At 42.5% G+C, this 15735-nt stretch carries 11 protein-coding genes; 4 read left to right on the plus strand and 7 right to left on the minus strand.

The annotated features are described in order from the left end of the window. The first annotated feature begins 131 nt into the window (after nt 1-131). Nucleotides 132-1793 (plus strand): EAL domain-containing protein, encoded by a 1662-nt coding sequence (locus ACGLYD_RS17080; protein WP_067213351.1) that lies wholly within the window; start codon nt 132-134, stop codon nt 1791-1793. A 39-nt stretch (nt 1794-1832) separates the two neighbouring features. Here the strand turns inward: ACGLYD_RS17080 and ACGLYD_RS17085 are convergent, their stop codons facing one another. The 3 genes from ACGLYD_RS17085 to ACGLYD_RS17095 all read right to left on the minus strand — a co-directional run bounded on the left by ACGLYD_RS17085 (nt 1833) and on the right by ACGLYD_RS17095 (nt 5491). After that, a complete protein-coding gene (locus ACGLYD_RS17085) occupies nt 1833-2288 on the minus strand; it encodes a threonine/serine exporter family protein (protein WP_067213354.1) in 456 nt (151 codons plus the stop codon). 20 nt (nt 2289-2308) lie between these two features. Continuing rightward, nucleotides 2309-3055 carry a threonine/serine exporter family protein gene (locus tag ACGLYD_RS17090; RefSeq protein ID WP_067213355.1) on the minus strand — a complete coding sequence of 249 codons (747 nt, stop codon included), beginning with the start codon at nt 3053-3055 and terminating at the stop codon, nt 2309-2311. Nucleotides 3056-3340: 285 nt separating this feature from the next. Then, nucleotides 3341-5491: a beta-propeller domain-containing protein gene (locus tag ACGLYD_RS17095; RefSeq protein ID WP_399629479.1), complete on the minus strand. Its 2151-nt coding sequence runs from the start codon at nt 5489-5491 to the stop codon at nt 3341-3343. Between the two features lie 180 nt (nt 5492-5671). Here ACGLYD_RS17095 and ACGLYD_RS17100 point away from each other — a divergent pair, with 180 nt between their 5' ends. Continuing rightward, nucleotides 5672-6985, plus strand: coding sequence for a short-chain fatty acid transporter (locus ACGLYD_RS17100; RefSeq protein WP_354311964.1), 1314 nt, complete (start codon nt 5672-5674; stop codon nt 6983-6985). A gap of 161 nt (nt 6986-7146) precedes the next feature. Here the strand turns inward: ACGLYD_RS17100 and ACGLYD_RS17105 are convergent, their stop codons facing one another. Next, entirely contained in the window at nt 7147-8340 is a 1194-nt protein-coding gene (locus ACGLYD_RS17105; RefSeq protein ID WP_399629482.1) for a GTP-binding protein, read from the minus strand. Nucleotides 8341-8657: 317 nt separating this feature from the next. Between ACGLYD_RS17105 and ACGLYD_RS17110 the strand changes: the two genes are divergently transcribed. Next, nucleotides 8658-10067 carry a DASS family sodium-coupled anion symporter gene (locus ACGLYD_RS17110; RefSeq protein WP_399633289.1) on the plus strand — a complete coding sequence of 470 codons (1410 nt, stop codon included), beginning with the start codon at nt 8658-8660 and terminating at the stop codon, nt 10065-10067. Nucleotides 10068-10111: 44 nt separating this feature from the next. On the opposite strand, the gene ACGLYD_RS17115 is transcribed toward ACGLYD_RS17110, so the two are convergent. Beyond that, the gene (locus ACGLYD_RS17115; RefSeq protein WP_354311962.1) at nt 10112-11413 is read right to left on the minus strand and encodes a glycosyltransferase; all 1302 of its coding nucleotides are present in this window, start codon (nt 11411-11413) and stop codon (nt 10112-10114) included. Beyond that, the gene (locus tag ACGLYD_RS17120) at nt 11410-12192 is read right to left on the minus strand and encodes a hypothetical protein (protein WP_354311961.1); all 783 of its coding nucleotides are present in this window, start codon (nt 12190-12192) and stop codon (nt 11410-11412) included. The genes ACGLYD_RS17115 and ACGLYD_RS17120 overlap by 4 nt, the downstream gene beginning before the upstream one ends. A gap of 149 nt (nt 12193-12341) precedes the next feature. Here ACGLYD_RS17120 and ACGLYD_RS17125 point away from each other — a divergent pair, with 149 nt between their 5' ends. Further along, nucleotides 12342-13223 carry an SDR family oxidoreductase gene (locus ACGLYD_RS17125; RefSeq protein ID WP_399629486.1) on the plus strand — a complete coding sequence of 294 codons (882 nt, stop codon included), beginning with the start codon at nt 12342-12344 and terminating at the stop codon, nt 13221-13223. A 295-nt stretch (nt 13224-13518) separates the two neighbouring features. Here ACGLYD_RS17125 and ACGLYD_RS17130 read toward each other — a convergent pair whose 3' ends face one another. Then, nucleotides 13519-15720 carry a YhgE/Pip family protein gene (locus ACGLYD_RS17130; protein ID WP_231885731.1) on the minus strand — a complete coding sequence of 734 codons (2202 nt, stop codon included), beginning with the start codon at nt 15718-15720 and terminating at the stop codon, nt 13519-13521. Between the last annotated feature and the right edge of the window lie 15 nt (nt 15721-15735).

Genomic DNA, 15735 nt, shown 5'->3' on the forward strand with positions numbered 1-15735 from the left:
TCCACCTCCTAATTTGACTATTAAACTGCTAATATGGCTAATTAATTAATGATTTATCACTTTCATGATGTACAGACACGAGAACTTCCCTATAATAGTAGTATCATCCATATCCGGAAGGGGACATTTATATGAAGCCAGATTATGGACAATTCGTGCCGGAACTGCCGGACATAATGAATAGTCTTGAACAATTTTATATGGTAACCCGAGCAAATAGTGAAGGTTCAATTATTTACGCAAACAAAAACTTTTTGGAAACAAGTAAATGGACACCAAGGCGGGTGCTCGGAATAACTTTGTGGCAAATGTTCCCGGAAACTGTTGAAGGTCAAAGTCAGGCACATGCCATCTGGAAAAGTATAACGGCCGGGAAAACATGGTTCGGTATGATTGAAAAAATAACACGTTTGGGTAAGCCATATTTCGTGAATATGATTGCTATTCCCAGCATGCCGTCACATGATAAACCGTTTTCCGTTACTTTTCTTGAATTGGATATCACTGAAGACGTACAGTTACGGGACCAGCTACAACAAATTGCATTCATTGACTACGAGACCGGGCTAATGAGTCGTTATAAACTTGAAACGACCGTGACAGAAATTATTGAAGAGGCAAAAAGTTTCTCATTTGTCTTCATAACCATTGATCACTATTATACATTGAAAGACCTTCAATCATCCGAGTCAAAGATAGAACTTATTAAATCATTTTCAAATAGACTTAAGCGATACTTCCAAGATAATCCAATAGCCAGAGTCGGTGCAAATGAATTTATCGTTCTTACCGCCTTCGGTGATTGGTATGTGCGAGGCTTTCTACTATTCCTTGAACAGCAACCGATTTATATCAATAATATTGCCATTCCGTTATCCATTAGCGGTGGCGTCGTCCGCTATCCTGAAGACCAAAAAACCTATAACCATCTTATGAAAGCCGCATTGGCCGCTACAAAAGATGTTATCAATAATGGTGGCGGTAAGATTTCTTCACTTTCAGCAGCTTCACATAAAGTGCTAAATCGGCGGGCAATTATCGACCAAAAAATGTTATCTGCCCTAAATCACCAAAGTTTTAAAGTAGTCTACCAACCACAATTCGATCTTGCGTCTGGAGAAGTGACACTTTACGAAGCCCTCGTTCGGTGGGAGGATGAAGATCTTGGCACTATTACGCCTGACGAGCTTATCCCAATCGCGGAAGAGAACGGTCTCATTCACGATATTGGAGCTTTCGTACTTGAGGAAGCTGCGACCCTCGCCGCACGGTGGAATGAACAAGGCCGTCATGTAGATATTTCAGTAAACACTTCCGTTCGCGAGTTCAGTAATGCACAAATGAAAAACAAAGTGATAGACATCCTTAATAAGACGAAGTGCCCCCCAAGTTGCATTCAATTTGAAATAACTGAGAAATTCGCTTTTCAAGCTGAAGAGGAAAACTCAATCGTCCTTCAGATGAAAGAACTTCAAGACGCCGGGGTCGAGTTCGCACTAGATGATTTCGGTACTGGTTATGCATCATTCAGGTATATGCAGCATCTACCGATTACGAAAGTAAAAATTGATAAGGTATTTATTGACTCCTTGACGACACAGCCAAAAACGCAGAAACTCGTCGAAGGGATGATACGTTTCTGCAAATCGATGGGATTATACATCATTGCAGAAGGCGTTGAAACAAAGGAGCAGTACAAGCTTCTCGAAAAAATGGGCGCAGATGCCGTACAAGGTCATTATATCGGCATGCCGATACCCTCTAACGACATCCAATTTAAGGATATAAAATAATATAACGGAGTATCTCTCATAAGGAGAATACTCCGTTTTTCATATTTTTTTCACTCTTTTCCTTCCGATACCGGACCGGAAAATAAGCTGAATAATTACTTCCGCAAAAACTAGTCCCATGGCAATCGCACCCGATACCATAAATGCACCCGATGCAAATGAGATTGCCGTTAAATAATCTTTTTCAACGATATGCCGCATCGCATTATAAGCCATTCCCCCCGGCACGAGCGGAATGATTCCAGCGACACTGAATATGATCATTGGCGTACGAAAACGCTTAGCAAAAATATGGGCAACGAGTGCAACCATGAACGCGCCCAGGAATGAAGCCTGCATAGGATCTCCCGATATTCCATTAAACAGGCTATAAATAAGCCAACCCGTCATCCCTACAAAACCGCAATAAAACAACATTCTACGTGGGGCATTAAATATAATTCCAAACCCTGTTGCAGCAAGGAAACTAAGAATTGCTTGTACAATCCACGTCAAAACTCAAACCCCTTTTCCATTCAGAAAGATAAAACAAGTGCTACGCCAGCTCCGATTGCAAATGCCGTCAGAAATGCTTCCGCCCCTTTTGACAATCCCGACATAAAATGACCCGCCATCAGATCGCGCACTGCATTCGTAATGAGTAAGCCTGGAACGAGCGGCATGACCGATCCAACGATAATTTTATCGAGTTCCAATCCTAGTCCAGTTTGCACCGCTGCAAATCCGATAAGCCCTATAAATAATGAGCCAACGAATTCCGCAAAAAACTTCACCCTTGTCAACTCATGTATTTTTGTCACTATGACGTATCCAACACCTCCCGCAAAGATAGCGGCGGGGACATCTGTCCAAAGACCGCCGTACAAGATTAGAAAGGATCCACTAGCGACAGCTGCTGCGATAATTTGTAGCCAAAGCGGAAACATGACATTTGTTTTTTCGATTTCTTGGAGCTTAGTATACGCTTCTTCAAGTGTATATTCATTTGCAGATAGCTTACGTGAAACGTCATTAACGAGTGCAACTTTTTCAAGGTCCGTCGTCCGGTCCTTTATCCGAATCAGCTTCGTATGATGCGGACTACCTGGTGAAAAAATAATACCTGTCGGCGTAACGAAACTATGAGTGGCTGACAACTGCTGTGTTTCAGCCATTCGTGCCATTGTATCTTCTACACGGTACGTCTCAGCTCCAGCTTCCATCATAAGACGTCCCGCGAGCAGACAACAATCGATTGCTGTCTCTTTGTCCACTATTGACATATTCCGTCCTCCTAACCCAAGTGGTATAAAGTACGATTTTTCTATATATGAGTTGAATGAGTGATCTCACTCCATACCGCTTCGGCTACCCCTGTAAGGCGCCTACGCTAGTAAATATACCGTATTCAATACTTCAACATGTATTGAGAAATAAAACTCAAATTCTCTCCATTAAATAATCTTATCGAAGCTGAAGACAAATGACAATGAACAAAGTGATTTGATCAACTTTCTGCATAAGAAAAGGCCCAGCACTAGGCCGGACCTTTCAACTTTGAATCCTATTCAGTCAATTTGCAAGCTACCAATTAGAGCGAACGTATCGAGCGAGTAATTATTGATTTCCTTCATTGAAACTGTATACAAGATGTCTTTGCTGTACAGCATACGTTGGATTTCTTTCTCCCAATCCCCGTATTGCTCTCCGCGGCTTTTCACTTTCAGTAAATCCCCTTTTAGGACGATACCATGTTCCGGTGTAATTTCGTAAACAAGTGCGCCGGAACTTTGAAAATCAATGTTATGGTCTTTCCCGATTTCATCGTAAATCGATACCGGGAAACCGTATAAATTTCGTCCTTCATGTTGGAACAATGCCTTGTGATCATATTGAATTTGTGAGTATGTTCCACGACCACCAATGATTTCAGTGTCCTTCTCTTTTGGGTTATTGAAATCAGTCACATCAAATAAGGAAACTTTCATACCCATCGTCAAAATAAGTGGCTCTCCCCCTTGTGGATTTTTCTCAGCAACCGTTTCATAACCAAAGCCAATGAGATGGTTTTCGTCAAGCGGATGCAAGTAATTGCTAAAGCCAGGAATCTTCAGCTGGCCAAGCACTTTTGGGGCAGTCGGATCGGCCACATCAATGACAAACAGTGGATCCGTTTCCCGGAACGTTACCATATAAGCCTTATCCCCCATGAATCGTGCAGAGTAGATGCGTTCGCCTTTCGCAAGACCCTCGACGGATCCTGTGGTATTAAGGTTTTCATCCAAAATGAAGAGATGGTTTTTAGATGGTTTTTTATCATCCCACATATTCCCTTCCGTCGTGACGGCACGGAAATAACCATTATGTTCATCCATTGAAAACTGGTTAAGTAAATGCCCTTTCAGTGTGGCTGAATTTTGGAATGTGACAGTTGTCTTGTTCAATGTAAACTTGAATAACTCACTGTTTGCAGTGCCAGGGTTCCAGATCATTTTATTCGATGTGGAGGCGTTCGTTTCGTGAATTGTCGCTGTGAGATATAAATTGTCTTCGGACATGTAAAGCTGCTCACTTCCACCGAGATAGCCTTTTGTCACAACTTTACCTTCTACTAGCGATGAAAGGTCGATGGCTGTAATGACGGAATACGTCGGTTCCATCGCACCCGGTAGAATCGCGATGTCCTTGTAGTCAATCAGTTCGGGATCATCGCCTACTATGGAATCATATACGCGGGGACGAAGCGTGTCTCCGTCGATTTCATTCATGATCCAGAAGTTCGGCTGTACATTCGTTACAAAATACAGCATATCTCCTGTTTTCCGTGCGCCGTTTAGATAGCCTTCCGCTCCGATTTCTCGAATAAGTTTAGGCGTTTTCGGATTCAACACATTATACATTCGAACCGTAGTCATTCCATTCATTGGCCTGCTGATCCTTGCCTCGTTCGTGTCCTCTTCGTTGTTGTAAGGTTCATATTTCTCACCAAGGACAATTAGCGTATCGCCGTGGAGAAATAACTGGGACGGATAAAATTCTTCTTCCATCTTAATTTCCGAAGCTTTTCGGATTTTCTTCGGGTCGCGGATATCGGTAATGGTGACTTTGTTATTGCCCATTACAGTATATATATAGTTACCGTCTGTCTTTACGCTATCAGCTTCATCGACTCCTTCTACTTGATTGTTCGTTGTCGAATGATCTGAACTACTACTTTTAGCAGATTCTAATGTTGCAGTATTTGACGTCGCTGAATCTTCTCTTTCTTCTGTTACGGTAGGATTTGATTGTTGCATGGACTTCGCCCGTTCAAAATAGGCTTCCAACTCTTTTACTGATGCGATGGATTCGATCGTTTCGTGGATAGTAAATTTGATTTCATCGATTGGCAACGATTTTAAGACCTTGCCATTAAACGCATTTTTCTGGACGTGAAGTGTATATGCCCCTGGTGCGAGGCCCTTTACAAATAGGGTCTTACCAGCGTTTTCAAGCGTAACTTCGGCAGTTACCTGCTTTCCATTTCGATCAGTTATATATAAATCATCTGATCCTATTGCCTCCTTTTTCAACGGTGTGGAGAAGTTTGCGTGCCATCCTTGATTGGAAAGTGCAATATTGGATGCCGTAACAGTCACTTTGTCGATGAAAAACGCGAAAGATATTGCAACTACTGTAATGAATGCCGTAATAAAAAGCCAACTAACCTTTTTTCTCAATTTGACCAACCCTTTCCTTTTGGTTTGTTACACCATTAGACTCTGATAGGGCGATTTCGTTTCACTAAACTGAAAATTTTTATTAGTTGTCGTTTTTCGTTACATTATGCTAAAAACATATCGATTGAATAGCTGGCGTAGTATAAGCTTATGACGGACAAGAGAAAAGGGGGATGTTTTGTGAAAGTATTAACAAGGTGGTCGAACACACTAATGGAGCGGTATTTACCGGATCCATATATCTTCGTCGCAATTCTGACGTTGGTCGTGTTCTTGCTAGGTCTCGGATTAACTGATTCCGGGCCGCTCGATATGGTTACGCATTGGGGAGATGGTTTCTGGGGGCTTCTCGCATTTACGATGCAAATGGTTATTGTTCTTGTTGCTGGACATGTGTTAGCAAGCAGTCCAGTATTCAAGAAACTATTGAGTACACTGGCAGGTTTCGCGAAAACACCAGGTTCTGCAATACTTCTAGTTTCAGTTGTATCACTGATTGCTTGTTGGATTAACTGGGGCTTCGGTCTCGTTATCGGTGCACTTTTTGCAAAAGAGATTGCACGCAAAGTCACAACGGTCGACTACCGGCTCTTAATTGCAAGCGCTTACTCAGGTTTTATCATTTGGCACGGTGGACTTGGTGGATCTATTCCACTTTCAATTGCAACAGCAGATCACCCATTTGCAGGAATTATGGGTGTTGTTCCGACGTCTGAAACAATCTTTTCAAGTTATAACATAATTATTGTTGTTGCACTTATTATCTCAGTTCCTATTTTGAACCGCTTCATGATGCCGAAACCGGAAGATACGGTTATCGTCAACCCGAAGCTACTGGAAGAGCCTATTGAAATTGAAGAAGATACAGATCGTACACCAGCAAGCAGGCTTGAAAACAGCATTACACTCTCTATGCTGATTGGTGCGCTCGGTCTCGTCTACCTGATCCAGCATTTCGCCATAAAAGGCTTTGATTTAAATTTGAATATTGTCAACCTGATATTCTTCACTCTTGGAATCATTTTCCACGGTACTCCGAGACGATTCCTTGCGGCAGTGGCGAATGCAGTCAAGACAGCGGGTGGTATCATTATTCAATTCCCATTCTATGCAGGGATCATGGGAATGATGGTTGCCTCTGGTCTTGCGGGCGTTATGTCCGAATGGTTCGTCAGTATTTCAAATGAGCACACGTTCCCACTCTTCACATTTTACGCGGCAGGACTTGTAAACTTCTTCGTTCCATCAGGCGGAGGACAGTGGGCTGTACAAGCTCCAATCATGTTGGATGCAGCACAAACTCTCGGCGTCAGCTATTCGAAAACAGCAATGGCTATCGCATGGGGCGACGCATGGACAAATATGATCCAGCCGTTCTGGGCATTACCTGCTCTCGCAATCGCTGGACTTCGTGCAAAGGATATTATGGGTTATTGTTTATTTGTCCTGATATTGAGCGGTATCATTATTAGTATCGGATTATTTTTCTTCTAAATTAATTGAAAAGAGCTATCCCGTAAGTCGATATTTTCCGACTTACGGGATAGCTCTTTCTTGTTTTGTAGTAAAAGCTAGTTGGTTAGCGTTAAAAACTTGCGGACCAATCATAGCCCATGCTCGACTGATCATATAACCCCATGAACGTATTATTCCCCTTATTCAGCCGCCACGAACTTCGGTAGCGGATCTGCAAATCCAGACCAATCCATCGCCATTTCCTCATCTGTCAACAAGCAATCATCCAGATCCTCTTCAATCTCTTCTCTGTCCATATCAAGTCCGATGAAAACCAGTTCCGTCTGACGATCACCATGCTTGTCATCCCAACGTTCCAACAATTCCGGGTCGTCGGCGAAAACTAACTTTTGTTGTGCCTTCGGAAGTGCTGCAATCCACTGACCTGCCCCTTGGAATATAATTGAAGAACCAGCCTGCGATAGCAATCCTGCCATATCCGGGCGCGTTGCTAACCAGAAAAAACCTTTCGAACGAACAATTTCTTGTGGGAACCCTGTCAGCCATTCATGCCATCTCTCCGGATGGAATGGACGTCTTCTCCTGTACACAAAAGATGTAATGCCGTATTCATCGGTTTCCGGTACATGTTCCTCGTTTAATTCCTTTATCCACCCCGCCCCTTGACTCGACTTGTCGAAATCAAACAACTGACGGTTCAAAATCTTCACAGGATCCACACGACCGAATTCAATCGGTATGATCTCTGCGTCTGGGTTCATCTTCTTAAGGAATGCAAAAAATGGCTCTTTATAATCTTCATTAATAAGATCCAATTTATTTACTAATAATATATTAGCGAATTCAAGTTGATCCACCAATAGATCTGCTATATCTCGATGATCGTTTTCATCATCGGTTTGCTTGCGATCGAGCAACGTTTCCCCGCTTTCATAGTCCTTCCAGAAACGGAACGCGTCCACAACTGTCACCATACTGTCGAGTCGACATACTTTGGATAAATCGATTCCAACTTCTTCATCAATGTACGTAAACGTTTGTGCCACGGGAATTGGTTCGGAAATACCCGTCGATTCAATGATGATATAGTCAATATTACCTTCAGCCACAAGTTTTTCCACTTCTATCATTAAATCTTCACGTAATGTGCAGCATATACAGCCATTCGACAGTTCAATAAGCTTTTCTTCCGTACGTGAAAAACCGTTGTTTTGTATTAAAGCCGAATCAATATTGATTTCACTCATGTCATTGACGATAACTGCAATTCGTAGTCCTTCGCGATTTGCAAGAAGATGGTTTAAAACGGTTGTTTTACCCGCTCCTAAAAAGCCACTCAACACCGTGACTGGAACTTTTTTTATTTCATTCATAATAGATTGTCCTCTTTTCTTAAATCGTAATGATTACGTTTTAAATACTACACAGTGAGATTTAATAATGCAAGTCAAAAATGAAAAAACCTTACAAAAACTCATATATTTACGTTTTACAGCTTAAGTTCACAAGTTCCATCGAATTGCTTTAGATTATTAAGCCTATTAGTTTCAATGCCTGCGTTTGTTGGGTAACCTAAAAGTGTAGCTATATTTAAATAAGAAAGGGTCGAATACATTTGGAAAGCACAGAAAATATTACTAAGCCAAAACGAAATTTAAAACCGTATTGGATTGCCCTTGCATTCACCGTCATGATTGTCATCATGCTTCTTCCTAATTCTGGCGACTTGCCTGTAATGGGGCAACGTGCACTCGCCATTTTGGCATTTGCGGTCATTCTTTGGATGACGGAAGCAGTGGCTTATCCGGTAAGTTCAGCAATGATTATCGGTCTACTTGCGGTTACGCTCGGCCTTGCGCCGGATATGGCAAATCCCGATGTCATGCTAGGCACAAAATCCGCTCTTCAAATGGCCCTTGGCGGATTCTCCAATTCGGCAGTTGCTCTTGTTGCTGCCGCTCTATTTTTAGCCGCAGCAATGCAAGCAACAAATCTTCACAAACGGTTGGCGCTCTATATCCTATCAAAAGTCGGGGTTAAAACGGGGGCTATCGTTTTCGGCGCCATAATTGTATCCATTGTACTTGCGTTCTTCGTACCAAGTGCAACAGCACGTGCGGGCGCAGTTGTTCCGATTCTACTCGGAATGGTTGCAGCGTTCGGACTACCTCATAATAGTCGGCTTGGTGCACTTCTGGTCATCACTGCTGTCCAATCCGTCTCAATCTGGAATATAGGAATCAAAACCGGTGCCGCACAAAATATGGTTGCGCTCGGTTTCATTGAAAAGGAAATGGGTGTATCCGTCTCTTGGGGAGCTTGGTTCTTGTATGCAGCTCCGTGGGCAATCCTTATGTCTATTGCTTTGTATTTCATAATGATTAAGCTGATTAAGCCGGAAACACAGGTTGTCGAAGGCGGGAAAGAATTGATCCAAGGTCAGCTAAAAGAACTTGGTCCGATGAAGTCGTCAGAAAAAAGATTAATTGTTGTCGCTCTTGCACTGCTGTTCTTCTGGTCAACAGAAGAAGTACTCCACCCGTTTGATACGACGACAGTGACTCTTGTCGCGATTGCGATTCTTCTCTCACCAAGAATCGGCGTATTTGACTGGAAAACGGTTGAAAAACTTATTCCATGGGGTACGATCATCGTCTTTGCTGTGGGGATTGCACTTGGTACCGTCCTCTTAGATACAGGAGGCGCTCAGTGGCTGTCCAATAGAGTGTTCGGTGCAATGGGTCTTGACAATATGCCGCTTCTTGCAACGATTGCCTTGCTGTCGTTATTCAACATTCTCATTCACCTCGGATTCGCCAGTGCGACGAGCTTATCATCGGCACTTATCCCGATTTTCATCGCGCTTACCACGACGATTTCCTTGGATGCGAACAGTGTCGGATTTGTCTTGATCCAACAATTCGTTATCAGTTTTGGGTTCCTTCTTCCAGTCAGCGCACCGCAAAACATGCTCGCTTACGGTACCGGTTCATTCACGGTAAAGGATTTCTTGAAATCAGGTATAGCGCTAACGGTTATCGGGTATTTACTCATCCTGCTGTTTAGTGCTACGTATTGGAAATGGATTGGACTTTTATAATATAAAACGAGTTACTTGGACATCGACTGCCCAAGTAACTCGTTTTATTTTGACTTAAATCTCTCTGTTTTATCCCAGCCAATTGTTTGGCGGTTTTTCTTAGCCTTTATATAAAAGATTAAACTGCGCACGAACAAATAAGAAAATAGCTGTGCGTACGTAAAGTACATAATGACACTGACAAAAATATTAACTGGTGAAAAGGTTCTTTGACTCGCCTGTGCTGCAAATAACTGCGCTGTATACACAATATAGGCAAGATACCAGATGAATAAGAGCGGATAGGTGTATTCGATAAAAAAGACATCAAGGATTCCCAGCACAAACCATATATAGGAAAACACAAGAAAAAACCAAAAAATGACGTAAACAAGCAGCTGATGAATGGAATGGACGAGCAGCTTGCCTTTGAAATAACCTGGTTCTGTTAGTGTTTTTTCTACAATATACAAGTTCCCTTGCAGCCATCTTGTCCGTTGTTTCAAGTAGACGCCAAGCGTTTCAGGCTCTTGCTCCCATGTGATTGACTCTGGGACAATCGGCAAATAATACCCTTTTTGTGTAATACGCAGTGTCAATTCTGCATCTTCCGCAATAGCGTATGGATCGTATCCTCCAAGTTCTTCTATGACCGATCGCTTTACAAGCATGTTCGTGCCAGTAAGTGATCCCGTTTTGAACAATTGCCACCTTCCCGATTGCATAAGCAGTTGAAATACTTGAAACTCAATAGAAATCATTCTTGTGAGCCAAGTTGCTGATTCATTCATCGTTCGTACATATCCAACAGCTCCGCCTGCCCGTTCCTGGGTCTCTGCAATTGCGACCAACTTTACAAGCGCGTGCCGTTCCGGTTGATTGTCCGCATCATACACACAATAATATTTGTTATCCGAAATACTTAGACCATAATTAAGTACCCTAGATTTCCCACGTGGCTCACCTGGAGGTACTTTTATATGGTGGACATTTTTAAAGGCATTTGCAAACGCCTCCGCGATTTCGGCTGTATTATCGGATGAGTTATCATTCAATATATAAATTTGCAGAATACCTGGATAATCGATTGCCACCATCGCTTCTATTGTGTCCTTAATAACAACTCCTTCATTGTGAGCTGGGATTAAAATATCTACACCCGGATAATAGTCCAATACTGGGATTTTTTTGTTTGTAAGCCGGCTGTACAACCCAGCAATCGTTAAAACAGAATAATAAAGGAGCAATACTAAAAAAAGTGCTGTAGTAAAAAACAGTAACAATCTAACATTGAATATCACCGCGACTACAAGCAGAGTAAGAAACAGAGAAAAACTCAGAATTAAAACCCAAAGTCGACCTTTCATGTGACCACCGCCGATTCACGCAAGGTCTTATCTCCGTCTATTTTTATTACGGTCCACCTAATCTTCTCGATGGTACCCTCTTCTAGACGTTCTATCATGAGTTTTTCGAGCCGTCCCCTTACAATACCAAGGCCTTCTTCTTCAGTATTCTGAACTAGAACTATCAGTGTTGTATTATCATATTGACCGACGATATCATAGTTTTTCCTAAACGCCGCATACATCATACTTGCTAGAGTATGCATGACTTTCTTCTGAACCGTCCGATTCATATCAATTAAATCTGCTTTTAAATAGAATCCTGTTTCCTGACGGCGGCTCATATTAGATAATATAAGTACCGCCTGTTTCTCAAATTCATGCTTCGTCAAAACGCCCTCTTCCAAAATATATTCTTCTAACTGAGCAATACGGCTTTTTAGTAACCTATTTTCCGTACCAATCTGATAGACATATTTCGATAAGCTATATAACGAAAATAAATGAATCAAGAAAATGAAATGCAGACCGATTGCCAACGCCTGTTCACCCGGTTGCCAGCCTTCTTTAAATGCTAGGAAGAGAATATAGAATACTGTCACAAGCATTAATGTGATATAAAAGAAAAATGCAGCTCTGTCCGACACACTGAAGAATAATAATGCTAGAACACCGAATGCCAAATAGTAATAAAGCGGTACCGCATTGTATGTAATGATCAATATGGCTAGTATCGACAAGAGCCAACTGATTGAGGCAACCGGCAGTTTAATTCGGTCCCAAACTGTTTGATTCCTCAATGAAATCACCTTCTTTCTTATTTTCCTATTCCCTCTTTCAATGGTAAAAAAACCGGTGAAACACTTCTTTTATAGTTAAACAATGTGTTTATAGAAATCGATTCAGGGAATAATCCCTCTATACAACAATCAGCAGAGGAGGAATTATTATGCCAAAAGATAAATACGAAAAAATTGATAATCAGGTTTCAGGGCAGACTCAGGACCAGCAACCTGGTGTAGAAGCAGAAATGGATCCAGCACCGATTTATGATGATGAAAATTATACTGGTTCAGGCAAATTGACAGGGAAAAACGCTTTAATCACAGGCGGCGATAGCGGTATTGGTCGGGCAGTAGCGGTTGCCTTTGCAAAGGAAGGTGCGAATGTAGCGATTGCATATTTGGATGAACAGGAGGATATCGACGCGGATAAAACGGTGAAGCTTATTGAAGGCTATGGTGGAAAAGCGCTGAAAATCCGAATTGATATTAGTGAGGAAGAGCATTGCGAGCAATTGGTGGATAAGGTTGTTAATGAATTCGGTGGTTTGAATATTCTTGTCAACAATGCCGGTAAACAGTTTCCACAAAAAAATATCTCGTTGATTTCAGCCGATCAGCTTCGGGAAACGTTCGACACGAATTTCTTCGGTTTATTTTATATGACGAAGGCGGCTTTGAATCATATGACTGACGGCGATACCATCATCAATACCTCATCTATTACGGCGTATAATGGGTCAAAAGAATTGCTCGATTATTCCGCAACAAAAGGTGCGATTACTTCCTTTACACGTTCTATTGCACTAAACTTGGCCGAAAAAGGAATACGTGTCAACGCCGTTGCGCCTGGTCCAATTTGGACACCGCTCATTCCGGCCACGTTTGACGCAAAGAAAGTCAAAGAACATGGAGCAAACACACCGGTTAAACGTCGGGGCCAACCTGCTGAAAATGCGCCGGCTTATGTGTTTCTCGCTTCAAGTGATTCCAGTTATATGACTGGCCAGACAATACATGTTGATGGTGGCGATTTTGTAGGATCTTGAACGGATTGTATAACCATTCGTAGAAATTCCTATAAGGTATATTACTGCACGTTGTTTAGTTTCTGCAAAGCGTCGTCTAGTTGATGCGATACGTTGCTTAGTTCTTCGGTTACGTTGCGAACTCCGAATTATGTTGTTTAGTATTAGGCAAACGTTGTCTAGTCGACGCAATGCGTTGTTTACTTTTGGCAGAATGGTGTCTTGTTCAGCCAAAACGTTACGAACTTTTAGCAACTAACAAAAAGCCCCTCTATCACGGAATTCCTTCCGCCTAGAGGGGCTACTTTAACTTAATTTACGCTTCTACTGTTTCTTTTGAATACCTCTTTTTGTAAAGAAGTGCAAAGTATCCGAATGTAATCGCAAGGAACGCGACCATGAATCCGATGAGAATACCGTTGTTCATCCAAAGGAATGACATATTGCCTGTTGAGATGGCGGCTTTGAATGCTTGTACGGAATACGTCATCGGCAATAATGTGTTGAAAATTTGCAGTGGTGCCGGTATTAATTCGAGCGGGAATGTCCCTGCGCTTGTCGTCAATTGCAAGATCAGGACAAGGATTGCTACAAAACGTCCCGCGTCTGAAAGAATGGACACGCACATCTGTACAAGCGCAATGAATGTGTAGCTCGTGATGATCGCAGTCAAGACGAATAACGGTGTATTCACTGTTTCCATGCCGAGTGCAAATTTCACAACTCCTGCTGCGATAAGTGCCTGCAATAGACCGACGATCGCCAGCACAGAAACTTTACTTGTGAACCATCCGAATGCCCCTGTCGGTTTAATAGCCGGTTCGACTAGCGGGAAGACGATGGAAAGAAGAAGCGCACCAACAAATAATCCAAGTGACAAGAAGTATGGTGCAAAACCGGTACCATAGTTCGGTACTTGGTTAATGCCATCTTTCTCAACATCTACAGGTGCCCCGACCATTCCATATGTTTTGTCTGTCGGATTCACTTCACTAGCAGTTCCATTTGCTTCCGCAAGTTTTTCTTGCAGCGTCAATGTTCCTTCATCAAGTTCAACTATACCATCAGCAATTGTCGCTGATCCTTTAGCAAGTTCTTGCGATTTAGATGCAAGTGTTTCTGTTCCTGTTTGTAGTGTACCCGTTCCTTCTGTTAATGAAGTGAGGCCTGTTGCAAGATCGGATGACCCTTTCTGTGCAGCCGTGACGCCTTCAGAAAATTGTTTCAATCCAGCTGCAAGTGTATCGTTGCCTGACGCAAGAGCGTTCGCCCCTTCAATTAGTTGTGGGGAAGATCCGTTCAACTTCTCTAACCCAGCAAGTCCTTGACTATGTGCGCCGGAAAGTTGACCTGCAGCGCCATTTAAATCTGTGGTACCTGCCGCCATTGAAGCTGTACCAGCAGATAATTCTTTCATTCCGCCAGAAAGTTCAGCGCTTCCTTGTTTCAATTGGCCGAGTGTTTCTTTGATTGCAGTTTGTTGTTCCTCTGAAAGTTCAGCAAGAACAGGAGCGAGCTGTGTAGACAACCCCTCAATTCCAGCAGTTAAATTTCCGGCCGCACCAGAAAGCTGACCTGCCGCACCATTCAATTGCCCTGATTTCTCTTTCAATGTCCCAACAGCTGCGTTAAATTCTTGTTCCTTCTGACCCATTTGACCGTAACTTGCGGTCAATTGGCCGACACCTTCTGTATAGCCAGCGATGCCATCCTTAAGTCCTCCAGCTCCTGCTGACGCCTTTTGTGCACCTGCAAGAAGATCTTTTGACCCTTGCGATAAAGTACCGAGTCCTTTATTCAACTCATTGGCACCTTTAGCTGCATCGTTCGCTCCTTGTGCAAGTTTCTGTGAACCATCCGCAAGTGTAATCGTGCTACTTGCCAACGTTTCAAGATACCCTTTCAATTCATCTGCACCTGATGATAGTTTTGCGGCACCATCATGTAATTCACCGGCGCCGTCCGCCGCTTCACCGAATCCATCGCCCATTTCCGTAATGGAATCAAAGAGCTTTTCCGCGTACGTTGAAGCGACTTGTTCATTCACTTCTGCACGGATCCGATCCATTGCCGTTTCTCCGATCTGAGCAGATAGGAAGTTGAACCCTTCATTTGGCTTATAGACAATTGTCAGTTTTTCCGGTTCATCATCCAAAAGTGTTGTTGCATGTTCGGAGAAGTTTTCCGGTATTTCAATTACGACGTAATAATCTTCATTTTCGAGCCCATTTTCTGCATCTGATTTTGATACTTTCTTAAAATCAAACTGCTTACTGTCAATTAATTTATCGGTCAGTTCCTTCCCAAGGGCCAGTTGTTTGCCGTCCATTTCCGCCCCATTATCAAGGTCGACGATTGCAACAGGCAAATCACTCATATTGGCATATGGATTCCAAAACGCCCATAAAAACATGCCTGCATAAAGGACAGGGATAAACAATATAGCTATCAGTGGAACGATTATTTTTTTTGAACGTAAGAGCAGTTTCCACTCTGCCCATGTCATTGAATTTTTCATCTATTTACTTCCTCC

Source organism: Sporosarcina sp. SG10008 (genome assembly GCF_044569405.1).
In the GTDB taxonomy this organism is placed as follows: domain Bacteria; phylum Bacillota; class Bacilli; order Bacillales_A; family Planococcaceae; genus Sporosarcina; species Sporosarcina psychrophila.

What these genes read in the sequence shown, in the direction of transcription:
- ACGLYD_RS17110 (WP_399633289.1), top strand. Translation starts at nt 8,658, where the DNA reads ATGATTGTCATCATGCTTCTTCCTAATTCTGGCGACTTGCCTGTAATG.
- ACGLYD_RS17130 (WP_231885731.1), bottom strand. Translation starts at nt 15,720, where the DNA reads ATGAAAAATTCAATGACATGGGCAGAGTGGAAACTGCTCTTACGTTCA.
- ACGLYD_RS17080 (WP_067213351.1), top strand. Translation starts at nt 132, where the DNA reads ATGAAGCCAGATTATGGACAATTCGTGCCGGAACTGCCGGACATAATG.
- ACGLYD_RS17115 (WP_354311962.1), bottom strand. Translation starts at nt 11,413, where the DNA reads ATGAAAGGTCGACTTTGGGTTTTAATTCTGAGTTTTTCTCTGTTTCTT.
- ACGLYD_RS17105 (WP_399629482.1), bottom strand. Translation starts at nt 8,340, where the DNA reads ATGAATGAAATAAAAAAAGTTCCAGTCACGGTGTTGAGTGGCTTTTTA.
- ACGLYD_RS17090 (WP_067213355.1), bottom strand. Translation starts at nt 3,055, where the DNA reads ATGTCAATAGTGGACAAAGAGACAGCAATCGATTGTTGTCTGCTCGCG.
- ACGLYD_RS17125 (WP_399629486.1), top strand. Translation starts at nt 12,342, where the DNA reads ATGCCAAAAGATAAATACGAAAAAATTGATAATCAGGTTTCAGGGCAG.